This window comes from Clostridium sp. AM34-9AC (assembly GCF_003480225.1).
GTDB lineage: Bacteria > Bacillota > Clostridia > Lachnospirales > Lachnospiraceae > Acetatifactor > Acetatifactor acetigignens.
This window is the reverse complement of record NZ_QUIU01000011.1, coordinates 13,868-37,664: the sequence shown is the minus strand read 5'-3', so window position 1 is coordinate 37,664 and position 23,797 is coordinate 13,868. Positions and strand designations below refer to the sequence as shown.

General features: G+C 46.6%; 26 protein-coding genes and 1 tRNA gene. 2 read left to right on the top strand and 25 right to left on the bottom strand.

The window, feature by feature from the left end; translation table 11 throughout:
- Positions 1–24: 24 nt before the first annotated feature.
- The 9 genes from truA to DW835_RS08200 all read right to left on the bottom strand — a co-directional run bounded on the left by truA (position 25) and on the right by DW835_RS08200 (position 9,196).
- Positions 25–765: a tRNA pseudouridine(38-40) synthase TruA gene (gene truA / locus DW835_RS08240; RefSeq protein ID WP_118730943.1), complete on the bottom strand. Its 741-nt coding sequence runs from the start codon at positions 763–765 to the stop codon at positions 25–27.
- Positions 762–2,045, bottom strand: a complete 1,284-nt coding sequence (gene ytvI / locus DW835_RS08235; protein ID WP_118730942.1) for a sporulation integral membrane protein YtvI — start codon at positions 2,043–2,045, stop codon at positions 762–764. The genes truA and ytvI overlap by 4 nt, the downstream gene beginning before the upstream one ends.
- A 68-nt stretch (positions 2,046–2,113) precedes the next feature.
- On the bottom strand, positions 2,114–2,719 hold the full coding sequence (gene yihA, locus DW835_RS08230) for a ribosome biogenesis GTP-binding protein YihA/YsxC (RefSeq protein WP_118730941.1): 606 nt from the start codon (positions 2,717–2,719) through the stop codon (positions 2,114–2,116).
- Between the two features lie 93 nt (positions 2,720–2,812).
- Positions 2,813–4,075, bottom strand: coding sequence for an ATP-dependent Clp protease ATP-binding subunit ClpX (clpX, locus tag DW835_RS08225; protein WP_022312584.1), 1,263 nt, complete (start codon positions 4,073–4,075; stop codon positions 2,813–2,815).
- A gap of 161 nt (positions 4,076–4,236) precedes the next feature.
- Positions 4,237–4,824, bottom strand: a complete 588-nt coding sequence (clpP, locus tag DW835_RS08220) for an ATP-dependent Clp endopeptidase proteolytic subunit ClpP (protein WP_022154669.1) — start codon at positions 4,822–4,824, stop codon at positions 4,237–4,239.
- A 168-nt stretch (positions 4,825–4,992) separates the two neighbouring features.
- The gene (tig, locus tag DW835_RS08215; protein WP_022312585.1) at positions 4,993–6,342 is read right to left on the bottom strand and encodes a trigger factor; all 1,350 of its coding nucleotides are present in this window, start codon (positions 6,340–6,342) and stop codon (positions 4,993–4,995) included.
- A 92-nt stretch (positions 6,343–6,434) separates the two neighbouring features.
- Positions 6,435–6,713 (bottom strand): TM1266 family iron-only hydrogenase system putative regulator, encoded by a 279-nt coding sequence (locus DW835_RS08210; RefSeq protein WP_022312586.1) that lies wholly within the window; start codon positions 6,711–6,713, stop codon positions 6,435–6,437.
- Between the two features lie 22 nt (positions 6,714–6,735).
- Positions 6,736–8,094 carry an ATP-binding cassette domain-containing protein gene (locus DW835_RS08205; protein WP_118668786.1) on the bottom strand — a complete coding sequence of 453 codons (1,359 nt, stop codon included), beginning with the start codon at positions 8,092–8,094 and terminating at the stop codon, positions 6,736–6,738.
- Positions 8,081–9,196, bottom strand: coding sequence for an ABC transporter substrate-binding protein (locus tag DW835_RS08200; RefSeq protein WP_118668787.1), 1,116 nt, complete (start codon positions 9,194–9,196; stop codon positions 8,081–8,083). Before DW835_RS08200 ends, DW835_RS08205 begins: the two co-directional genes overlap by 14 nt.
- Positions 9,197–9,895: 699 nt before the next feature.
- Here DW835_RS08200 and DW835_RS08195 point away from each other — a divergent pair.
- On the top strand, positions 9,896–10,093 hold the full coding sequence (locus DW835_RS08195; RefSeq protein ID WP_117465775.1) for an alpha/beta-type small acid-soluble spore protein: 198 nt from the start codon (positions 9,896–9,898) through the stop codon (positions 10,091–10,093).
- Positions 10,094–10,325: 232 nt separating this feature from the next.
- Here the strand turns inward: DW835_RS08195 and fsa are convergent, their stop codons facing one another.
- The 15 genes from fsa to DW835_RS08125 all read right to left on the bottom strand — a co-directional run bounded on the left by fsa (position 10,326) and on the right by DW835_RS08125 (position 22,968).
- Positions 10,326–10,979 carry a fructose-6-phosphate aldolase gene (gene fsa, locus DW835_RS08190; RefSeq protein ID WP_118668789.1) on the bottom strand — a complete coding sequence of 218 codons (654 nt, stop codon included), beginning with the start codon at positions 10,977–10,979 and terminating at the stop codon, positions 10,326–10,328.
- 150 nt (positions 10,980–11,129) lie between these two features.
- On the bottom strand, positions 11,130–11,996 hold the full coding sequence (locus tag DW835_RS08185) for a protein kinase (RefSeq protein ID WP_182430281.1): 867 nt from the start codon (positions 11,994–11,996) through the stop codon (positions 11,130–11,132).
- On the bottom strand, positions 11,981–12,610 hold the full coding sequence (locus DW835_RS17965) for a hypothetical protein (protein ID WP_181968661.1): 630 nt from the start codon (positions 12,608–12,610) through the stop codon (positions 11,981–11,983). The genes DW835_RS08185 and DW835_RS17965 overlap by 16 nt, the downstream gene beginning before the upstream one ends.
- 197 nt (positions 12,611–12,807) lie before the next feature.
- Complete coding sequence (rseP, locus tag DW835_RS08180; protein WP_118668791.1) at positions 12,808–13,863, bottom strand: RIP metalloprotease RseP; 1,056 nt, start codon at positions 13,861–13,863, stop codon at positions 12,808–12,810.
- Entirely contained in the window at positions 13,864–15,018 is a 1,155-nt protein-coding gene (locus DW835_RS08175) for a 1-deoxy-D-xylulose-5-phosphate reductoisomerase (protein WP_118668792.1), read from the bottom strand. It abuts the gene before it with no gap.
- 32 nt (positions 15,019–15,050) lie between these two features.
- On the bottom strand, positions 15,051–15,878 hold the full coding sequence (locus DW835_RS08170; RefSeq protein WP_118668793.1) for a phosphatidate cytidylyltransferase: 828 nt from the start codon (positions 15,876–15,878) through the stop codon (positions 15,051–15,053).
- A 3-nt stretch (positions 15,879–15,881) separates the two neighbouring features.
- A complete protein-coding gene (locus DW835_RS08165; protein WP_118668817.1) occupies positions 15,882–16,589 on the bottom strand; it encodes an isoprenyl transferase in 708 nt (235 codons plus the stop codon).
- A 26-nt stretch (positions 16,590–16,615) separates the two neighbouring features.
- Positions 16,616–17,167, bottom strand: a complete 552-nt coding sequence (frr, locus tag DW835_RS08160; RefSeq protein WP_022312179.1) for a ribosome recycling factor — start codon at positions 17,165–17,167, stop codon at positions 16,616–16,618.
- A 50-nt stretch (positions 17,168–17,217) separates the two neighbouring features.
- Positions 17,218–17,919 (bottom strand): UMP kinase, encoded by a 702-nt coding sequence (gene pyrH / locus DW835_RS08155; RefSeq protein WP_347475455.1) that lies wholly within the window; start codon positions 17,917–17,919, stop codon positions 17,218–17,220.
- A 7-nt stretch (positions 17,920–17,926) separates the two neighbouring features.
- A complete protein-coding gene (locus DW835_RS08150; RefSeq protein ID WP_118668794.1) occupies positions 17,927–18,826 on the bottom strand; it encodes a polymer-forming cytoskeletal protein in 900 nt (299 codons plus the stop codon).
- A 98-nt stretch (positions 18,827–18,924) separates the two neighbouring features.
- Positions 18,925–19,881, bottom strand: coding sequence for a polysaccharide deacetylase family protein (locus tag DW835_RS08145; protein ID WP_022312182.1), 957 nt, complete (start codon positions 19,879–19,881; stop codon positions 18,925–18,927).
- A 214-nt stretch (positions 19,882–20,095) separates the two neighbouring features.
- Complete coding sequence (locus DW835_RS08140; RefSeq protein ID WP_022312183.1) at positions 20,096–20,320, bottom strand: KTSC domain-containing protein; 225 nt, start codon at positions 20,318–20,320, stop codon at positions 20,096–20,098.
- Positions 20,321–20,669: 349 nt separating this feature from the next.
- Positions 20,670–21,170 carry a hypothetical protein gene (locus DW835_RS08135; protein ID WP_118668795.1) on the bottom strand — a complete coding sequence of 167 codons (501 nt, stop codon included), beginning with the start codon at positions 21,168–21,170 and terminating at the stop codon, positions 20,670–20,672.
- 230 nt (positions 21,171–21,400) lie between these two features.
- On the bottom strand, positions 21,401–22,351 hold the full coding sequence (locus DW835_RS17960; RefSeq protein WP_182430280.1) for a hypothetical protein: 951 nt from the start codon (positions 22,349–22,351) through the stop codon (positions 21,401–21,403).
- A gap of 59 nt (positions 22,352–22,410) precedes the next feature.
- The gene (locus tag DW835_RS08125; RefSeq protein ID WP_022312287.1) at positions 22,411–22,968 is read right to left on the bottom strand and encodes a sigma-70 family RNA polymerase sigma factor; all 558 of its coding nucleotides are present in this window, start codon (positions 22,966–22,968) and stop codon (positions 22,411–22,413) included.
- A gap of 265 nt (positions 22,969–23,233) precedes the next feature.
- Here DW835_RS08125 and DW835_RS08120 point away from each other — a divergent pair.
- Positions 23,234–23,306 (top strand) — tRNA-Thr (locus DW835_RS08120).
- A 102-nt stretch (positions 23,307–23,408) separates the two neighbouring features.
- On the opposite strand, the gene DW835_RS08115 is transcribed toward DW835_RS08120, so the two are convergent.
- Positions 23,409–23,639 (bottom strand): helix-turn-helix transcriptional regulator, encoded by a 231-nt coding sequence (locus DW835_RS08115; protein WP_022313259.1) that lies wholly within the window; start codon positions 23,637–23,639, stop codon positions 23,409–23,411.
- Between the last annotated feature and the right edge of the window lie 158 nt (positions 23,640–23,797).

Sequence of the window (23,797 nt, the reverse complement as noted above, 5' to 3'; positions counted from 1 at the left end):
AAAAAGTTGCAGTATTTTTATTTTTCAGGTGTAAAAAACTTCTTCCAGTACCAGTCCTTTGGCCGGTACTAACGCTCCCGCCTTCGCTCTGTCTCCGGACTTCAGTATATCTGTCACACTCTCCGGCGTCCGGATGCCTTTTCCGACTTCGAGGAGGGTTCCCATGAGAATACGGATCATGTGATGCAAAAATCCATTTCCGGTAAATACAAACTCCACACGGTTCTCTATCCGTTCGATCCGGATCTCGTCGATCCGGCGGACGGTGGATTTCTTACTTTTCTTCGCAGAGGTAAATGCCTTGAAATCGTGCTCTCCAAGCAATAGCTCCGCAGCCTTTCGCATAGCATCCAAATCTAATTCTTCCGGTTCCTCTGTCGCATAGCGTCTCCAGAATACATCCGGGATCTGACTGTTGATGATGCGGTAACGGTAACGCTTCCCGGTAGCATTTAATCTGCTGTGGAATCTGGGTGCCGCCTCCGACACCTCCACCACGGCAATATCCTCCGGCAGATATCGGTTACAATATTCCAGGATCTCCTCCACACTCATGGTAGCTTCCGTGTGGAAATTCGCCACCTGCCCCAGGGCATGCACCCCCGCATCGGTCCTACCGCTGGCAGAGATCTCTATGGGTTCACCACACATTTTGGTCAGCAGCGTCTCCATTTTCCCCTGGATCGTATTATCCGTGGAAGTCTGTTTCTGCCATCCCTGATATCTGGTTCCTTCATATTGCAGTCGTAGTCTGATATTTCTCATGATTTCTTTTCTTTCTGTTTTTTCGCAGAAGCTTCTTTTTGAGCTTCTTTTCGAGCTTCCTTTTGGGCTTCTTTTTGAGCCTCTTCCTCTGCTGCCTGTCTGGCCAGTTCCTCGCTCAGCCTCCGGTCTCTCTCCTGCATCTGCCGCACTTCGTCCATATCCTCCGGTTTCAGTCTGCGGAAATGATTGATCCCGGCTGTCAGAATCTTCACACTATCCTTGGTCGTCTGTAAAGCTCCCTCCTGATACATGGTAAGTGCGATCAGTCCGACCGGTACTGCCACGATCATTCCTACGACACCGCCCAGCTTATATCCTATGTACAGAAGGAACAGAGTCGGCAGAGGAGGCATTCCCATGGAATCTCCCACGATCTTCGGCTGGATCAGCTGACGCGCCAGCTGTCCGATGCCCCAGATGATCAGAAGCCCTATGGCCATTTTATAATCAGAGCTTAAGATCTTGATAATTGCCCAGGGGACCATGACGGTTCCGGTTCCAAAGAAAGGCAGGAAATCCAGAAATGCGATCCCCAGTGCGATCAACAACGCATAGTCTACCTGCAGAATGGCAAATCCGATGACTAATAGCAGATACATCCACACTTCGATCTTAAGCTGTGCCTTAAGATACCCGCCTACTGCTTTGACCAGTCCGCGCTTCAGCATATAATACCAGGACAGTACTTCCGCCGGTGTGTGCTTACGGAACCATGTTGCCAGCTGATCCCTCTCCGCTACGAAGAAATAGGAAGAAAGCAGTGCCATGATCAATCCGATCAGGATCGAAGGAACCTGCTTGGCAAAATTGCCCACAGCATTGATCGTAGGGGTGCCGATCTTACCCAGCAGATCTCCCACATAGCTTCCGATCTGATTGATGACATCCATGATGCTTTGCTGTACATCCGCGGGAAAACGGTTATAGATAACACTCAGGTTCTGTCCGATATCGGCAAAATCATTCTCCGCACTGTCCCAGATATCCGGCAGTGCACCGATCAATCCCATGATCTCATCGGTTAACTTCGCCCCTACCAGATAAAGGATCAATATCACCAGCGCGATGACCGCCACGATGACAAATGCACTTCCCGCTTTTCGCTTGATCTTTACCTTTTCCTCAAAAAACCTCACCAGGGGACTGGCGATCAACGCAATGATCCAGCCTGCTACAAACGGTGCAAAGAATACTAACAGCTTCGGCACCAGGAAAACAATCAATAGTAATATAATAAATGCCACACCCAGATTCACTAAGGCTTTACAATATTTCTTCATATACTCTCACTCTCTCACGCATTATGTCTCTACACTCATTCACCATTCCTACGGTCTATTCCTACGGTCTATTCCTGTGCAGGATCCTCTGCAGCCAAGATACCGTCCAGGATCTCGTAGATTTCTTCCCTTCCCTGTTTCGTCTGTGCGGAATAAGGTACAATCTGTGTATCCGCTCCGGCCTGCAGGGTGGTGCGGATCAGCTTCACCTGCTTCTGTATCTGACTGCGGTTGATCTTGTCCAGCTTGGTGGCAATGATGATGGGATCGTAGCCATTGCGACGGATCCAGTCATACATGATCCGGTCGTTCTCTGAGGGAGCATGCCGGATATCGATCAGCAGAAATACCAGCTTCAGCTGTTTGGATTTATGCAGATAATCTTCGATCATCTTACCCCACTGGGCTTTCACATGCTCATTGGCCTGTGCATAGCCGTAGCCAGGCAGATCTACAAAGTAGATTTCATCGTTAATGTTGTAATAATTGATGGTCTGTGTCTTGCCCGGCTGGGAACTGGTCCTGGCCAGAGACTTACGGTTCATCAATCCGTTGATCAGAGAGGATTTGCCGACATTACTTTTCCCGGCGAATGCCACTTCGGGATGTATATTCTCCGGAAGCTTGCTGGTAATACCACAGACCGTTTCCAGACTTACATTCTTTATGATCATAAAAACTCCATTTCTGCGCTGCTTTTGCGCATCTTAGGTTTGTACTTTTTTGCACAAAACGCTGCCCTGTGTGACCACAAGGCAGCGCCCGGATTATTTTGCCTTTTTCAGAGATTCATCATGTATGGTGAGGGGCTCGCTCTCTCCATCCACTGCCGCCTTGGTGACAACACATTCTTCGATGGTGTCATCCGAAGGAATCTCATACATGGTATCCATCATTACGGATTCCATAATGGAGCGTAAGCCTCTGGCTCCGGTCTTGCGTTCCAGTGCCTTGTCAGCAATAGCCTCGATGGCATCCTGCTCAAAGCTCAATTCTACGTTATCCATCTGGAACAGCTTCTGGTACTGTTTTACCAGAGCGTTCTTCGGCTCTTGAAGAATACGGATCAGTGCTTCTCTGTCCAGTCCTCTTAAGGAGACACAGATAGGAACACGTCCTACGAACTCGGGGATCAGACCGAACTTCACCAGATCATGCGGAGTTACTTCCTGCAGCAGTTCGCTGATATCCTTATCCTCTCTTCTGCCCAGCTCCGTATTGAAACCGATGGCCTTACGATCCAGTCTGGACTCTACGATCTTCTCCAGTCCATCGAAAGCACCGCCGCAGATAAACAGAATGTTGGTGGTATCGATCTGAATCAGCTCCTGATGAGGATGCTTTCTGCCTCCCTGGGGAGGTACGCTTGCCACAGTACCCTCGATGATTTTTAACAGAGCCTGCTGTACACCTTCTCCGGATACATCACGGGTAATGGATACATTCTCGCTCTTTTTTGTGATCTTATCGATCTCGTCAATATATACGATACCGTACTGTGCACGCTCTACATCATAATCTGCCGCCTGGATCAGCTTTAACAGGATGTTCTCCACATCCTCACCTACATAACCCGCTTCGGTCAGTGTGGTGGCATCCGCTATGGCAAACGGTACATTGATGATCTTGGCCAGTGTCTGGGCCAGGTAAGTCTTACCGGAACCGGTAGGGCCTACCATGATAATATTACTCTTTTGCAGCTCCACATCATTCAGATCCTTGGGAGCCGTTACTCTTTTGTAATGATTGTACACCGCAACGGAGAGGACTTTTTTGGCCTCCTCCTGTCCGATGACGTATTCATCCAGGAAGTTCTTGATCTCCTTGGGTTTCAGAAGGTTAATGTCGGGACTCGCAGTCTCTTCCACTTCTTCATCTTCCAGTTCTTCCTCCAGGATGTCTGCGCAGATGTCTACGCACTCATCACAGATATATACCCCGGCAGGTCCCGCGATCAGCTTGCGGACCTGACTCTGGGTCTTGTTACAAAATGAACATCTGATGTCATTTCCGGAATTTTTTCCTGCCATTATTATACTCCTGTTATTTTATCTCCTTCCGAAGACGCCGCTTTTGCGTCGTAGGAAACGCGAGCCAAATTTCAGATTTGGCTCTGCGATAAAAGCTACTTTGTGCCGTATGCGGCACAAATAGCTGTGTAAAAAATATGCTATCAAGCATATTTTTTACACTATGCCTCGTGGAAGGTGATCACCTTATCGATCAGACCATACTCACAAGCTTCCTCAGCGCTTTTCCAGTTATCTCTCTCGGTGTCTGCGCAGATGGTCTCATAATCCTTGCCGGTGTTCTCAGCCAGCATACGGTTCAACTTCTCCTTGGTACGAAGAATATGCTTTGCTGCGATCTCAATCTCGGTAGCCTGACCCTGTGTTCCACCCAGTGGCTGATGAATCATAATTTCTGCATTGGGCAGTGCAAAACGCTTGCCCTTGGCACCGCCTGCTAAAAGGAAAGCTCCCATGCTGGCTGCCATACCAATACATACGGTGGACACATCGCACTTGATATATTTCATGGTATCATAAATTGCCATACCTGCAGTAACGCTTCCGCCCGGGCTGTTGATATACAAATGGATATCCTTATCCGGATCCTCTGCTTCCAGGAACAGCAGCTGTGCTACAATGATGCTGGCAGAAGTCTCATTGACTTCCTCTCCCAGAAAAATGATTCTGTCCTTCAACAGTCTGGAATAAATATCATAAGACCGCTCACCTTTGCTGGTCTGTTCAATGACGTAAGGTACTAAACTCATATTCTAAAACCTCCATTACTTCTGATTAATATTACTATCGTATCCTACTTAGCAGGCTTTTTCAACGAGATTCCAAAGATTTAATAAAAATTTAAAAGAAAGCGTATCCCCACCTCCCTGCGGACGTGGGAATCCGCTTTCTCTTCCTATCGTATCTTAAAGCATAAATTATGCTTCTTCAGGCTTCTCTTCTGCTGCCTTTTCCTTCTTGGTGGTCTTCTTGGCTGCAGTCTTTGCTTCCTTAGCGTTGTCTACGATGAAATCAGCTGCCTTTCTTACGCAGATATCTTCCTTCACCTGCTTAGCGCCCTGCTCACCCAGAAGCTCTTTTACCTTGTCAGCTTCCATCTGGTAAGCTTCTGCCATGCTCTTAACTTCAGCTTCGAAGTCTTCCTCGGTAGCTTCCATCTTCTCAGCAGCTGCTACAGCTTCCAGAACCAGACGGGACTGGATTCTCTTCAGTGCTTCGGGCTTCAGCTGCTCCATCATGGTCTGAGCGGTCAGACCGGTGAACTGCATGTACTGCTCCAGAGTGATTCCCTGTGCCTGGATTCTCTGTGCAAAGTTCTCTAACAGCTGTCTCTGCTGGGTCTCTAACATAGCATCGGGGATCTCCATCTGAGCGTCTGCGATCACTGCATCCAGAGCTGCCTCTTCCTTGGCAATCTTAGCTTCCTCTTCCTTCTTGGAAGTCAGCTTCTTCTGTACATCTTCTCTATACTCAGCCATAGTATCGAAATCGGATACCTCGCTTGCGAACTCGTCATCCAGATCAGGAAGCTGCTTCTCCTTGATCTCCTTAACGGTGCACTTGAATACTGCAGGCTTGCCTGCCAGATCGGTTGCATGATAATCCTCAGGGAAGGTTACGTTTACTTCGGTCTCCTTGTTCAGTTCAGCACCAACCAGTGCCTCTTCAAAACCGGGAATGAAGGAACCGGAACCGATGGTCAGGGGATAGTTCTCACCCTTGCCGCCCTCAAATGCAACACCGTCTACAAAACCTTCGAAATCGATAACGGTCATATCGCCGTCCTTAACAGCACGGTCTTCCACGCTGATGGTTCTGGCATTGCTCTCACGCTCTCTGTTGATCTCAGCGTCGATATCCTCATCGCTTACCTTAACGTCGATCTTGTCAACCTTCACACCCTTGTATTTGCCAAGAGTAACTTCAGGCTTCAGAGCAACCTCTGCGGTAAAGATGAAAGGCTTGCCGGCCTCTAACTGGGTCACATCGATCTTCGGAGAAGATACGATCTGCTCCTCACACTCTTCCAGAGCCTTATCGTAAGCATCGGGAATCAGTGCGTTTGCTGCATCCTCATAGAATACGGACTTGCCGTACATCTGCTCGATCATCTTACGGGGAGCTTTGCCCTTACGGAAACCGGGAATGCTGATCTTGTTCTTATTCTTCTGGTAAGCACCTTCAATTGCCTTCTCCAGTTCTTCAGCAGATACTTCGATGGTCAGCTTGGCCATGTTTTTCTCTAACTTTTCAACCTGTAAACTCATTATAACATTTCCTCCTTTATACCCTTGCGGGTCTGTATCCAGTCGCAGTCATTTTGCAATTATAGCATAAGTTGGAGGAATTGACAACCTTTTTATTTTGGGGCTTTTTGCGCATCCGGGGCATACAGGCACTTCGTGCTGACTCCGGGGATCATTCCCAGCTTCCCCGACAGGGCACTGACTTTTTCCTGGGGGGCATCCATGACCACACTGATGATGTTCATCTGCTTTTCATGATAAGGTATCCCCATTCTGCCGATGATATATTCCCCATATTCGTGTAAAAGTCCGTTGATCCTTATCGCCGCCTCCGGATCCTCCACAATAATGCCGATCAGGGTCACTCTTGTATTTTCCGTACCTTTTTCCATATCGGTCTTCCTCCTGTGGTTTCTATATCTGCATCTGCGTCATTTCCGAAAATTCTTCTCCGGTTCTGATATGAGTAGCTATCATCACGATCCGGCCTCTCGTCTTCCTCCGGATATAGTCTTCGGCCTTTTTGCGGTTTTCTTCATCCAGTCCGGTAAAAGGCTCATCCAGCAGAACACACTGCGCTTCCGCCTCCATGGCCCGTACCAGAGACACTCTCCGTTTCATGCCTCCCGATAGTTCGTGGCAGGGCTGATCCAACGCTTCTTCCGGCAACAACTGCGTCAATGCCGTTCTCGCCTGTGAAACATCTCCCAGGATCATTTCCAGATTCTTCACGGCACTACAGTCTTCACACAAACGATCCTCCTGGAATTGCATGGCAAAAGCATCCATTTCCGACACTTCTCCCTCCTCCGGCCGCTCCAGTCCGCACAGACACCGGAAAAAAGTGGTCTTGCCACTGCCGGAAGGGTTATCCAGTACATACGGTTCCCCGCTGTGAAATTCGTGATCCACATGTCGGAAGATCCATTGATTGTGAAAACTTTTTCCAAGATTCCTTACACACAGGGTGCGCTGTTCTCTACCAGCGATTTTCTGTGGCATGGAGGGATCCTTACAGGCAGGCTCCCACCGGAAAAAGACTTCAATCCCGTAGAATATTATTTTTTCAAAAAATACACTGAGTACTACGATCACCGCTGTCCAGGCAAACAGATCCGCCGTATCCAGATAAATCTTCGCCAGATACAGTGCTCCACCGATGGAATGACTGGGAGTGCCAATCACTTCCGCCGCCACTCCGGACTTCCAGCACATTCCCAGAGATAGCTGAAACGCGCTGAGCAAAAAAGGCTTTAACGCCGGACGGTAAATGTAGAAGAACTGAGTACCAAGGGGAAGGCGGAATACCTCCGCCATCTCTAACAGCCCTCTGTCCGCGCTCTTTAGTCCTTCCAGCGTATTCAGGTAAATATTCGGAAATACTACCAGAAAACAGATAGCCACCGCCAGCATGGAAGAACCCCACCAGATCAGCAAAAGCACTGCAAATACCGCTACCGGTACTGCCTTGCAGAATACCATGAAAGGACGCAGGACTTCTTCCGCCAGCGGATAACGGTAGCTGATGGCCGCCAGAAGAAGTGCCAATACCGCCCCCAGCAAAAAGCCGAAGGCGATCCGCCACAGCGAATCAAAGGCACTCCGCCAGAACTCCACCTGCCCGGCCAGAGTAAGCAGTGCCCGCAATGCCTGCAAAGGTGTCACCACCAGCAGGAAATTGTCCACACACATTGCCAGAATCTGCCATACTCCCAGCCAGAACAACAGTATTATAAATTTTTTAACGTATATTTTACCCTTATTCTGCATCATAATAGAAATCGGATTCCGGAAGTCCGCCACCTATGGACAGGGAATCCTGGTGAAACAGTACGTCAAGGTATCCGGAAAGTGCCTGCTTCATTTCAGCTTTGTCAATATAGGTAATGTTGCAGTTCGGAATTGCTTTCTGAGCAATGGGCTCTTTGGCTACGATCTGGGCTTCCACTGCCAGTGCAGCACCGGTGGCAGGGTCTGCATTGATGTCTTCCGCACTTGCCTTATGATCTTCCATAAAGGATTTCACTGCTTCTTCGTTCTCCTCGAGGAATTCCTTGCGAACCACTGTTACACCGGTGACCATGCTGCTGCCGTCCTCTCCCTGTACCTTATTCCACTCTTCGTTTAAGTCGAAGATCACCTTCAGTGCATCATTCTGCATGCAGGCTGCGGTAACAAAAGGCTGAGGCAACAGGCCGATGGCTGTTGGATCTTCTGCCAGTACAGATGCCACCTCTGTTGCTTCGGATTTATACTCCAGTATCACGTCATCCGCAGACATACCATTTGCTGTCAGCAGGTACTGCAATACATAGTCCGGTGTGGTTCCTTTTCCAGTCAGATAAATGGTCTTACCCTTTAGATCGGTAAAGTTTGTCAGACCGTCTTCTCCGGATACCATATAAAGTACACCCAGAGTATTGATATCAATGACTTCCACACCGCCCTGTGTCTTATGATAGAGAACGCTTGCCACATTGGCGGGTACCAGTGCAATGTCCAGATCTCCCTTTACCATCAGCGGCAGGATCTCATCTGCACCAGTAGCCATCTGGAATTCATAGGTATTGGCAGTCTCACCCTTGTCTGCTTTATTCATTAAAAATAAAAGTCCTAATGAGGTCGGTCCCTTTAAGGATGCCACACGTACCAGCGTGCCATCCGCGGTCTCCGTATTTTCTGCTGTGGCTTCTGTGCCTTCCGCAACGGTTTCCGTACTCTCCACCGTTTCAGTGGGCTGTACGCTCTCCGCTGCCAGATCTTCCGACACTGTTTCCACACTCTGTGCCTGTCCGCATCCGGCAAGACCGCTGCACAACAGTCCAAGAGTCAGTGCAAGTGCCAGAGTTTTTGTGATTTTTGTTTTCTTTTTCATTGTTTTTTCGCCTTTCTGTCATAAAATGATGTCGGGGTCAAAAGCCCCCGACTTTGATGCCTACGGATTGTTCCGTGCTACGCACTCCCACAATCCTACCCAATATTCGCATATCGTGGGATTATCATCCCACTTTTATGCTCATATCGGGGCGGGTCCTAAGGTCTTTCACCCACCTATGAGCAAGCTCATGTGGGCTTAGACCTTTTGACCCTGGCATCATAAAATAGTTACAATGTAACTATTCAGCCCACCCCAGCATTCGCAAAACCGCGCGATAAATCGTGCTTTCTTGCTGCAAGGCAGCTAATTTTGCTCATGTACGGGGCAGTGACTCTATTCAAGTCACCTTGCAAATAAGAAAACTACTACTTGCATGCAAGCATGAAGTATCAGCCTTCTTATTCGAAGGGGTTCTGAATAGTTACATTTTGACAACAAAAAAACACCTTCTCTTCTCAGCTTCCGCAGTTACGACGTAGCTTCAAAGGTCAGTCACTTCTGTGGGATTCCGGTCAGTGGATCGTTGGTCACGCTTTCCGGTCTCCGTATCCTTCGTTGCTGTTTGAGTGTAACATAAAAATGAAAAACTTACCAGCATGAAAAAAAAGCCGATGCTCATACTAATACCAAGATAAGTGATCACAAAAAGCGCTTATCTGAAACAAGAAAACCCAAATCCAAACGGAGGTGAACGAAATGGCAAGTAAAACCAATAGAGTAGAAGTTCCCGAAGCAAAGGCTGCAATGGACCGTTTCAAGACTGAGGTAGCATCTGAGCTGGGTGTTAACCTGAAAGAGGGTTACAACGGCGACCTTACTTCTAAGGAAGCAGGAAGCATCGGCGGTGAGATGGTCCGTCGTATGATCAAGAAGCAGGAAGAGCAGATGAAATAAGCTCTGCCGGAATCGACAGAACCCAAAAGAAGCTGTACAGAGATATTCTCTGTACAGCTTCTTACTGTGTCAGTATCTTTGGTGAATCACGCGCTTCTCCGTGCTTCGCACTCTCGAACCGCTACAGACATTCGCATTCCGGGCTATCGCCCTACTTGCTCATGTCTGTTTGTCCGTCTAATGCATAGGCATTCCTGCCTGCAAGCAGTCGTCCCGCCTATGCATTGACAGACTATTCACCAAAAACTGCCTTATAATCTGCCTGGAACTTGGCGATACCGGCATCAGTCAGAGGATGCTTTACCATCTGCTCGATAACGGAGTAAGGAACGGTAGCAATATCCGCACCTGCCAGTGCACAATCGGTTACATGGATGGGATTACGCACGCTTGCTGCGATGATCTTGGTATCCAGATCGGTCACTGCGAAAATATCAGCGATATCACGGATCAGATCTACACCTCTGGTGCTGATATCATCCAGTCTGCCCAGGAAAGGAGATACATAGGTAGCACCTGCGCGGGCAGCCAACAGAGCCTGGTTCGCAGAGAAGATCAGGGTCACATTGGTCTTGATTCCCTCAGAGCTTAATACCTTACATGCCTTTAAACCTTCTACAGTCATAGGGATCTTAACGACCATATTCGGATGGATCGCTGCAATCTCTCTTCCTTCTTTGATCATACCCTCTGCATCTACGGTGGTAGCCTTTACCTCACCGCTGATAGGTCCGTCCACGATGGATGCAATCTCTTTGATCACTTCTACGAAATCTCTGCCCTCTTTTGCGATCAGGGAGGGATTGGTAGTTACTCCGCAAATAACCCCCATGTCATTTGCTTTCTTAATGTCTTCTACTTTTGCAGTGTCAATAAAAAAACGCATAACTCTTCTCCTTTTTGCTATGTAAATTTAATTGCTTCCGGTCCTCATACGCTTCTTTGAACCTTTAGTTACAGTATACTCATTTCTCTCCAAAACAGCAAGCACTTTTTTGTAAATTTTCTTGATTGTGTTCGAGCACGGAACGTACAACTATGGGCAGTACAACTTCCGGACATAGTAAAAATCAGCTGCCCTACATGCACGTTTCCTCTCCCTCCCGGAATCATCCGTCACCATCAAAAGAGTACGCAGCATTTTGATCTCCGGGATACGATCCTTACGCTCTTCACAGGTTGCCATGGCGATCACTTTGCGAAGCCATTTTTCCTGTCTTTGCTCTTTTCGTCCGCAACGTTTTTCCGCATTACGCCTCCTTATTCCCACAGATTGTCTGACTGTGCCGTCTGTGTCATCTCCCAACATAACTGCCAGCAGTCTGCCCACTGCATAGACATCACTCTCTTCCCCGGGAATCTCCCCCGGCACGAACTGCTCCGGAGCGCTGAAGCTTCGGTTTCCCGCTCCCGACCAGTCCTGCTCCCGGTTCCACAGACATCCCAGATCCAGAATCCCCGCTCTGCCATCCACGCGGATGCGGATATTTTCCGGCTTCAGATCCCGGTAGAGAAACGGATGCGGCCGTTCATGCAGATATTGCAATCCCTCTGTAATCTGCAAAGCTATCCGGGCCGCCTGTCCCGGTGACAGTCTCCCCCTCCTGTCCAGCATTTTCCGCAAGTCACAGCCATCCCAGAATTCCATGACCAGATACCCCCATTCCCCGTCTGTCCAGTGTTCTCTGTAGGCCGGAAACAGAGGATGACAGATCTCTCTGCTGTTACGACACTCCTGTTCCCACTGTTCTGTAACTTTCGATATCTTACATGCCTGAAAGTCCCTTTTTTCGTCCCGGACGCGGTAAACCTTCGCGAAACTCCCCTTGCCCACAAATACCGGATCCAGATAGCCATGTTCTTTTAATGATCTGCCCATATTTTCTGTTATTCTCTGCTCCATCCTTTTCCTCCCATAACCGGCAGGATCCACACCGCTCCCATGTGTGTTCCTCCGTGTCTCTCCGCCTTTTCTCCCAGTTCCTTCAGCCGTCTTGCAGCGCCTTCCACGCGTTCCCGCGCATCCGGTCTTCCTGCAATCTGCGGTTGCAGACATGCTGTCAGTTCCTCTTCACAGAAATTCAGGAACCCATTGTCCGCCATCAACATGGCCGTCCCCGGTTCCACTTCTCCCGCCATGCAGGATTCCTGCATCGTCCTCCATTGTGTCCTGCCGAATCTCTGAAAACATCCACAGATCCGCATTCTCCCGTGACTGAAAAACAATACTCTGCTCCCCACGCATAAGATTCCCGCATAACTGTCATCCTGCTTTTGCTGCCTTATAATGTCCATCCATTTCTCCTGCAATATTTCTTCCCGAAACGGCCTCCAGACATTCTCTTCTTCCAGTTCCTCCTCCATTTTGTTTTGCAGACTTCTTACCAGTTCCCCGTTGTCCGAGATACAGGCGCATACCACGGAAATCCCCAGCCTACGGTATTTTCGTTGCTGCAAAGATAAAAACAGCTCTGCAGGTGTTTCCTTTTGCCAATAACAGGCTGTCACATGCTCCATACGCATTCCTCCTTTTTTATTCTGTTTTGTCCGTACTGTTTCTTACTTCAGTGTTACATTGCTACATCAGGAAATTTTTGCCGATCGGCATGAAATTTTTCAAAGAAATGTGCCTTGCACAAATATAAAAAGAGCATACCATGCGGTATGCCCTTTGTCAACGGATCTTACCTATTGAACGTCTTGAATTATCCGGCTTATCCAAAGATATTAACCAGATCATTAAATAACAGGAACACCATCAGTACCATGAAGAACATCAGTCCAATAAAGTGTACCATGCCTTCTTTTTCGGGAGGCACCGGCTTGTGTGTGATGGCTTCCCAGATCAGGAATACCAGTCGGCCGCCGTCCAGCGCGGGGATCGGCAGAAGATTCAGAATTCCCAGGTTAACAGTAAGCATCAGGGTGATGTTCAACATATTCACCAGTACATTCTGCCAGCCGTAATCCTTGGTACTTTCGTAGGTCTTGCCAACAACATTTACCGCGATGCCTACAGGGCCTGCCACATCCTGCCTGGAGACCTGCCCCTGCACCAGCATCGCCAGACTCTTCCAGGTCATGTTCACGCAGTAGCGCATCTCATACCAGGAATACCGGAAGCTGTCCAATCCGGACAGTTCTACGAAATCCGCATTACTGATGCCGATCAGATAGCGGCCTTCGCTCTCATCGTACTTCGGTGTCAGCATTGTAGTTCCCTTTACACCATCCCTTTCATATTCCACCGCTACTTCTCCGCCACGGTAAGTCAGAGTAAATAACTGTATTTCTTCATACAGGTGTATTTTACTGCCATTTAAGGAAAGTATCCTGTCTCCGGCCTCCAGTCCCGCTTCCTGTGCGGCGCCGCCATCCACGATCTCCGTGGCTACCGGATCACGGATCACAATCAGATTCACCATAATAAAGGCAATGATAAAGCCCAGAATAAAGTTAAATATTGGTCCTGCCAACACGGTGGAAATCCTCGCCCACACATTGGCGTTCAGGAAAGATCCGCTGTGATCTTCACCGTCCTCCTTCTCATTCAGACCATCTTCCCCCTCAAACATACAGGCTCCGCCGATGGGAAGAAGCTTCAGGGAATATTTCGTGTCTCCTTTCTGGAAAGAAAACAGATTCGGGCCCATACCCACGGAAAATTCTATCACATGAATTCCATTGGCCTTCGCCAGCAGAAAATGTCCGAATTCATGTGAGATTACCACCACCCCAAAGATCAACACAAACAAGATCAAAGTAACCATTTATTGCCTCTCAGAATACACTTTTTCAATAAAATCATAGACAGATGCCTCTGTCTCCAGGATCTCCTCCACATTCGGATTCTCGATCACCTTATGTTGCTCCATGGCCTCACGGATCAGCTCCGGGATCTGAAGATAAGCGATCTTACGGTCTAAGAACAGTCCTACTGCTTTCTCGTTGGCTGCATTATACACCGTAGGCATACTGCCGCCGATGCGCTGTGCATCATAAGCCAGCTTCAGGCCAAAGAATGTCTCCATATCCGGCTTTTCAAATGTGATCTGTGCCAGTTCATAGAAGTCCAGACGTTTTCCCGGCATTGGACGCCGATCCGGATAAAACAGCGCATACTGGATCGGCAATTTCATATCCGGAGTTCCCAACTGTGCGATCACCGCTCCGTCCACATACTGTACTGCGGAATGGATAATGCTCTGGGGATGCACAATGACCTGGATCTGATCCAAATCCACACCGAACAGCCACTTTACTTCCATGACTTCCAGACCTTTGTTCACCAGTGTGGAAGAATCAATGGTAATCTTCCGTCCCATGGACCAGTTGGGATGCTTCAAAGCATCCTCCACCTGAATATTCTGCAGTTGCTCTCTGGTCCTGCCGCGGAACGGTCCACCGGATGCCGTAAGCAGGATCTTCTCGATTCTTCCGGCCGGTTCTCCGTTCAGTGACTGGAAAATCGCGCTATGTTCACTGTCCACCGGCAGGATCTTCACACCCATTTTCGCCGCTAACGGCATAATGATGTGCCCTGCCGTTACCAGCGTCTCCTTGTTAGCCAGGGCAATATCTTTCCCTGCTTCAATGGCAGCGATCGTCGGTCTGATACCAATCATTCCCACAATCGCCGTCACTAATACCTGGGACTGAGGCATTGTTGCGATCTCCAACAGACCATCCATGCCACTTACGACTTTCACAGGTAAATCCGCCACACGGCTCCGCAGGTCTGCTGCCGCTTCCTCACTCCACATGCCTGCGATCAGAGGATGGAATTCTCTGATCTGCTTTTCCATCTGTTCTACGCTTTTTCCGGCAGCCAGTGCTGCCACCTGCAATTCCGGATTATTGCGAACGACTTCCAGAGTCTGGGTTCCGATGGAGCCGGTAGACCCCAGAATTGCTATCTTTTTCATAGTGCTATGCTCCTTGTATCTTACCTTTGGGACTAACGCAGTCCAATCATCAGAATGGCAAGAAAATACGTCATCGGTGCTGTCACCGTCATGCTGTCAAACCGGTCCATGATCCCACCATGTCCGGGAATCAGTTTGCCATAATCCTTGATGTTATGGTTCCTCTTGATGGCAGATGCCGCCAAGTCACCGACCATACTCATCACCGCGCCCGCCGCACAGATGAATGCGATTGTCCAGGTGATGATCTGATCAGGGAATGCCGCTTCCACAAAGAAATGTGCATACAAACCACCGATCAGGGCTGCTCCGGCGACACCGCCGATACATCCCTCGAGAGACTTATGCGGGCTTAATTCCGGGAAAATATGCTTCTTTCCGATCAGTTTGCCGACAACATAGGCACAGGTATCGCATCCCCATGAACTGATCAGGATCAGCCATACCAGATAAATTCCGTTCTCGCACTCGCGGGTCAGATAGACAAAGGACAACAGCACCGGTGCATACAGGAAAGAGAACACTGCTGCCATGACCTGACTTGCCTGATATTTCGGAAAGGCTGCCACATAGCAGAACATTTCCGCCATGAACAGTGCTACAATACACATCAGCAGTAATGTATGGTCTCTGGTGAAAAACAGTGTTGCATAATATGCCGTCACTCCCACAAAACCGATCCATTCCAGTGCATTAAATTTTTTCTCATCCGTTGCACATTTTAATGCCTTGGTAAGCTCTCTGTATGCAATCAGAGAAATAAGCCACAACGGCACTGCCAGAAATACATTGCCGAAGCTGAACGTAGCCAGTGCAATGGCAAGCAATACGATGCCACTGAGCAAACGGGTCCAAAACATAAGCTATTCCTCCTTCAGGCCGCCATATCTTCTGTCTCTATGATTATATGCTTCCACAGCCTTGATCAATTCTTCTTTTGTAAAATCCGGCCAGGGAACCGGGGTAAAATAAAACTCCGTATATGCCAGCTGCCACAACAGGAAATTGGAAATCCTCTGTTCATTGCAGGTTCGGATCAGCAGATCCGGATCCGGAATTCCAGCAGTATCCAGGTATCCTTCCAGAGTATCTGCCGTGATCCCTGCAGGATCCACTTCTCCACTCTGTACTTTTGCGGACAGTTTTTTCACTGCACGGACGATCTCATCCCTGCCTCCGTAATTAATGGCAATCTGGAAATGCAGGCCATCGTTGTTCTTTGTGGCCTCTTCCAGTTCCGCGATCCGCGTCCGGATATCCTCATCCAGTCTGGTCTTGTCACCCAGGACTCTGACACACATACGGTTCTTCTCCGCTGTCTTCAGACAGGTCTTCATATAATTGCGGAGCAGCTTCATCAGCGCGTCCACTTCATCCTGCGGGCGGTTCCAGTTCTCTGTAGAAAAAGCATATACTGTCAGATACTGGATTCCCATACGGTACGCCTCTTCACAGATCACTTCCACCGTCTTGGCTCCCTGCATATGCCCGTAATTGCGGGGCATTCCTTTTGCTTTGGCCCAACGGCCGTTGCCGTCCAGAATAATTGCTACATGATTCGGAATTTTCAGATTCTCTTCCATAATTTTAAACCTTCTTAAACCGTCATGATTTCCTTGGACTTGCTGTCGATCAGAGCATCAATATCCTTTACATACTTGTCGGTAAGCTTCTGCAGATCATCTTCCAGACCCTTGATCTCATCTTCGGATACTTCTGTCTTTGCCAGCTTCTTGAAGGCATCGTTGCCGTCTCTTCTGATATTACGGATAGCTACTTTGCCTTCCTCACCCTTCTTCTTTACTTCTTTTACCAGATCTTTTCTGCGTTCCTCGGTAAGCTCCGGGAATACCAGGCGGATCACACTGCCGTCGTTGGAAGGGTTGATACCGATATCGGAAGTCATGATTGCTTTCTCGATCTCTTTGATCAGAGACTTCTCCCAGGGAGCGATCTGGATGATACGTGCCTCGGGAACGGTTACATTACCCACCTGCTGAATAGGGGTAGGCGTTCCATAGTAGTCAACTCTCAGTTTGTCTAATACATGAGGGTTCGCACGTCCCGCACGGATAGCAGCAAAATCTGCCTCCAGAAACTCATAAGCCTTCTGCATCTTGTCACTATATACCTGTACTCTTGCGTCCATTGTTTTCCTCTCTTCTGCGCTCTGCGCCTTTCCATTTTTATTTTCTGAAATTATACGGTTACCTTGGTTCCGTTGAACTTGCCCTTCAAGGTATTCACAATGCTGTTCTCTTCATTCAGGCCGAATACCCACATGGGCATCTTGTTGTCTCTGGCCAGAATGGAAGCGGTCATATCCACTACCTGAAGATTCTTGGCAATTACTTCATCAATAGATACTTCATCATATTTCTTCGCTGTAGGATCTTTGGCGGGATCTGCATTGTAGACACCGTCGATTGCCTTAGCCAGCAGAATGACATCTGCCTCTACCTCAATGGCACGAAGAACAACGCCGGTATCGGTGGAGAAATAAGGGTGTCCCGTACCACCTGCGAAGAACACTACCATACCTTTGGCAAAATATTTATTTGCTCTGTCCTTGGAAAACAGCTTGGTAAAGGATCCGCACTCAAAAGGTGTCAGGATATTGGTCATCATGCCTACGGAACGGAAAATCTCGGAGACATAAATACAGTTCATGATCGTAGCCAGCATTCCGATCTGGTCTGCCTTGGTACGGTCAATGTTCTCACTGGAACGTCCTCTCCAGAAATTGCCACCACCGATAACGATACCTACCTGAATACCGTCATCTACCAGTTCCTTTACCTGTAATGCTACCTTTCTGACGGTCTCCTCGTCAAAACCGGTCTTCTTCTCTCCTGCCAGTGCTTCTCCACTAAGCTTCAGTAATATTCTCTTCATGGTCATATGCTCCTTATTTTACTTTCTTTTTCTCGGGCTTGTAATCATCGAAGAAGGAAGTCGGGCTGACATCCGCATAGCACTGAGAGCACATACCTTCGATTACGGCACCGTTGTTGATCTGTACGGACTTGGACTTGATGTTGCCCATTACGATGGCGGAAGAATCCAGCACTACAGGTCCCTGTACATCAATATCGCCCTTTACTGCACCTGCAATAGCTGCGCTGATGGCAGTGATGTTGCCGATGACTACAGAACTTGCACCGATTTTTACAGAACCTTCGCTGACGATCTCACCGTTGATCTTGGCTCCCTCTGCAAAGATCTCGGCAGCCTTGGAATTTCCATTGATATATCCGGTAATATTCAGTTTGCCCAGAATATCAATATTTCCGTTGATCGTACCTACCAGATCCATAGATCCTTCAGAACTTACATCTCCGGTGATAACCATACCTGCGGTGATAACTGCTGTTTCATCTGATGCGATTTTTGCGTCCATTCTCTTCTCTGCTCCTTTGCTATTCTCTGTATTCTCCTGCTTCAGAACACTGTCCACAGTCATATCGTTCTGAAGTATACTGTCCAGATCCAGTTCCGGTACGGTCTCTCCTATGGGAGCTTCCTCTATCCGGGATTCTTCTGCCGTTGTTTCCTCTTCCGGCTGTTCTTCTTTTTCCTGGGGAATTTCAATAGAATCCAGGTTCTTCAACATTTCTTCCAATGCTGCATTGTCATTTGGTGTCTCTTCCGTCTGCGGCTCCATCGGAGTCTCTTCCGTTGTCTCCTGCGTATTTTCCACCGGCTGCTCCTTCGTCTCTTCCACGGCTGCCTGATCCAGCTCTTCCTCCGGCATCAGTTCATTAACCGCCTGGGACAGATCTTCCTTCAAGTCTGAGAAAAATCCCATGATTATGTACCTCCATTTGTTTCTTGTTATTTATCAGCGGTTTTCGCGTTCTGCGAACGATCAAAACCGCAACAGGCATTCTCTTCTTACAGGTATTCCTACTCTATATGATGAATCGGCCTGGTATTTTCCGTAATCGGCAGGATCACTGTATCCGGCCGGGCCAGAATATTCTCTATGATATCCGGCAAAGCTTCCACTGTAGTCGGCTTCTCCGCGGAATCATGCAACAGTATGATAGACGTGTCTCTGGTATCGATATCCTTGGTACAGTTTTCCAGTAATGTATCCGTGGATAACTTCATGCTTCCGCCGTCTCCGGAGGACACATTCCAGTCGTAGTATTCCACTCCCTGACTGTCCAGATAATCGATAAAATCATGCATATCGATCTCGCTGATCGTATTGGAGCTTCCACCCGGGAACCGGTAACAGACACTCTCCACTCCGGTGGCCTGATAGATGGAGTCCCTGATCCGGGCAAAATCCTGTGTAAAACTGTCCATTGATTCATACAATTCCTTATATTTATGACTGTATGAATGCATTCCCAGCGTATGTCCTTCGTCAACGATCCTTTGCAGCGCCTCTTCTGCATTGGTTCCTTCTTTTCCCACCACAAAAAATGTGGCTTTGACATTGTAGCTGTCTAAAATATCCAGGATGTCATTCGTATAAATACTGGGGCCATCGTCGAACGTCAGATACACCTTGTGAATTTCTTCCTGCCCGAAGCTTTCCTCCGCCACCGGCTCTGAAGCTTCTGCGCCGGGACTGTCCTCCTGTATCTGAGGTGTCTGTACCGGTGTACTCTTCTGCTCCTGCAACTGCTGCAGCAGCGTCTGTAACTCCTGATTCCGGATATCCAGTTCATCCAGTCTCTGCTCCAGTGTCTTCAAAGTTCCGTCAATCGTATGCAGCCTGCAGATCAGATACACACAGCACAGGAGCGGAATCACGATTCCCGCCGCCACGATACCTATGATCATCTTCTTCAACCGCTGCACTCTTTTTCGCCGGGCTTCCGGCAATGTCTGTTGCAGTTCTTTTGCCATGAATCTGTTAACGTCTCTCTTCCTATTTCGAAAATCTCAGCCTCCATCAGACAAGACTTCTGTAACAGTATAGCATATTCCACTTTTTTGGGAAAGAGATTTATGTAAAATGTTATTTTGTAACGCAGGAAGCCGCAGGAGATATTGCTATCTCTGCGGCTTCCTGCGTTATAATTTCATTCCCCTGTTTGTATTCCCCGTATGCCTGGGTTCCCTACCCAATTTCCTGCATTCTTCGTTCCGGATAATGTCCCATAATGAAATTATGGAAAAAGAGTTCCGGAAGATGGTGACTCCGAAAGCGATACCAGATATCCTCCGGTACATTATCAAACTGCCAGATCTGTCCGTTGTTTGCAAATTCGATTTCCAACATTTGCTGCTGGGCATCGTACCCGGCAGACTTGATCATGGGATTTGCCCACATTATTCGCTTCATCTTTTGTTCTCTCTTTCTCATCCTGCTTGTTGTCACCCCTGACATAAATGTCCATTAGCTGTAAGGCGTTCAGCTGTATCTTTTTCCTGAAAGATTTCCCCTTATACTTTCACGTGAAGATTTTTGTCCCACCCACTGTGACAATTGCAGTATATTTTATTTTTCCCTTCGTTTTCCCTTATGCAGGTTTTAGCATACTTTCTGAATACATTGTTGTATCCCCACCCCCAGTGGTTCCTGCTGCAAGTAATATGTACTTTGTATTTCTGCAGTTCATACATTATTAAGTTTTTTCGTAAGTGTAGCAAGGGTTTATTGTGTGTTATTTGTTACCTGGTAGTTCTAATTGTTATAGTACGAATTTGAAGGCACCGGTGTCGTTGACAACTTCTTCGTAAACATCATAGTTTGCATAGTGAGTGCAAATAACCCGGTAGGTTTTACCATTAACCGCATCAGGATAAGTTAAATCAGCGCCAAAAACTGCTTCATTCTGATTTTCTGCCCCATCAGAAGTCATTACTGTTTTCCAACCGTACCACATTTTTTGCTGCACTTTAATATCTTTTACTCCAATAACGGATGATACTTCAACAGACGAAGTTGTAAAAGACATCTCTAACCCTTCCAATGTAAATGCTAAAACAATCTGACAATTAAACATGGTCGTTAATGGTTGTACTTGTGACTGGTATCCTATTATTTTATTTGTTGTAATTACTTCTACATCAGTTGTTTCAACATTTTCTGCTGCACATGCCTTTAAGCTAGGTGTAGGTACCATAAATATCATGGTCATTAACGCAGCCATTACCCTAATTCTCCAATTTTTCTTTCTCCTTTTCTTCAATCATCTTTCTCCTTTCTAAATAACATTTTTGCTACACTAGCAGGATATCTTCACATTATTTGATATCCTTCTATATACTTCATGACAAATATACACATATTCTTACAACTTTTTTTAAATTAATAAAATTTAGTTAATAAAATTTAGTTAATAAAATTTTAAAAAACTTTTTTGCATCATTGCATAAAAAAAGCCGATAATTATCAAATTACCAGCTTTTTTCATTTATATTATTTATTATAATCTAAAATTACATTTCTATATTCTATCGCAATGTCACATATTTTTTCTTCATCCCCTTTACCTATTACCATATATTTTTCTTTTCCATAGTAAAAGCATGTTAAATATGTATTTTCTCCAGATAATTCTTTTCTTGAAAATATATCAATACTTCCCCCACCATCATCAAGTTCTTTTTCAAAAGTATATCCTGGATATGATTCTCTAACTCTTAAAATCTCTTGTTGATATATTATAATTTCAATTCTTAAGACATCGTCATTATTTTTCACAAATACAGATACTGTATCATCATGCTTTAATCTATGTACTTTAATGTAATCAAGCATGCTCTCTGAGATAGCATTAATTTGAAATACTTCTTTCACATAGTTCCTATATATTTCCGGCACATCTTCTATATTGTAATATTCTTCTACCTCTGCATTTGAAGAGACTTGTTGCCCGCCTTCCGGTGCCGTAATCATAGTCGTCCCTTCCTCGTTCTTATCCATCCACCAGAAGAAACCTCCATGCTTCTCCGCATTGGCAACTACCTGCCAGGAACCGCCGAGTACCATTACGACAAGTACCACTGCCGCTACTACCGCAAATCTGCGTCTGTGAAAATACCAGAGCACTTTATGAAGCTTACCCTCCCTGGGCTTGTCCTCCTCTTTCTCTGCAACAGGTTCACTTTTGTCCTTCTCTTCTTCGGTGCCAAGCAACAGGCGCTCCTCTTCTTCCCTTTCCTCACAATGTTTCCAGAAATCATCCAATGCCTCTTCCACAGGCAATTCATCTTCTATATTGTCTTCCTCTGTTTTCAGGTTATCCAGCAGTTTCATTAATGTCTGTACTTCATCCGCATCAAACTCTTCATCTGATGCTTCCATAATGTACCAGTCCAACCGCTTGGTAAGCTCCTGAATCAGGCTTTCGTTATCCTGCTTCTTCATATTAATTCCAATTCCTTTCCCTTCTGCATATCCTTATCTGGTGTAATATTGGTCCCTCGTTAAGTACATGATTCTTTTTTGTCAATTCTTACAGATTTTTTGTATTTTTTGTCGATACCGGACTCGTCGGGTATGTTTTGGGCTATCTTGCTTCTCAATCTGCTGATCCTGACACTCATATTGTTCTCGGATATTTTCTCAAGTTGTGCCAGCTCAGAAATTGAATACCCGTGAAGAAAATATTTGTAAAATCTGTTCTTCTCCTCTTCCGTCAGGCCTTTCGTTATTATGAGATCAAGTTCTGATTTTCCGTAACCGTCTTCCGTGAATGTATATTCGTCGGCATCCAGGTCGACTTCACATTCTATCTTCTTCAATGACTTATTCAGTTCACGTATTTTATTCTTGGCAGTATTGATCAGCCATCCCATTGGATTGGAATGTTCACAGAGAATATCCCACTTTTTATACGCAACATAATACGTTTCTTGCAGGACATCCTTTGCCAGTTCCTTGTCTGCCACCCTGTAGCGGATAAACTTGTATATTTCCGCCTGTGTCCTACGGTACATCTCATCAAATTCTTGATGGTCTCCTGTTGTCTCTTCTTTCTGCATGTGCACCTACCATCGCCTCATATAGAGGTTTTATCTTTCTAAAATATTTACTCTATAATTTAACATTTATCCCCGTACTAAATATAGATGATTTTACTATAAAGTAAAAATTTGTTTTACATCTGCTTATATTTTACTTTTCGTAGATTTTGTGTCAATTTTTTCTCATCGACAAATACTGTTAAAATTTGCAATTTTTGTTGTTGACAAACGGTATCTCTTTTGTTAGAATGAATCACGGTGATTGCGTTAGCCGTCACGTGATGCTGCTGTGGCTCAGTCGGTAGAGCGTCGCATTGGTAGTGCGGAGGTCACGGGTCCGATTCCCGTCAGCAGCTCTCATATAAGAAGCGGAAACATTGATTTTACAGTGTTTCCGCTTTTTGTTTTTCACAAACGCTGTAGATTTTCTTACTGCAAATCTCATCTCTGTCACAAAATTATAAATCCTCCAATAATACATGTGCCGGTATCTCCAGCACTTCAGCAATATCAAATATTACCTCCAAAGAAAACGGCTGGTCACAATTCGGTGCCTCGATCTTGGTGAGATAGCTGATACTAATACTTACTCTGTCCGCCAACTGCTCCTGTGTAAGTCCTCGTTGTTTTCGATATTTTTTAATCGCCTGTCCTATAATTTTATATTGTTCCGAATGTTTCTGACTCATTCCCTCATCTCCTGTTTCCTACCTCTACAATTCTAAAGGATAATGAAAGAATGAATGTTTCAGTCATAATGAAAGTTATGGGTAAAAAAATACCGATTTATTTTGCATCCGTTTCCAATGCCTGATAAATCGGTATTTCATAAACAATTATTTTCTTC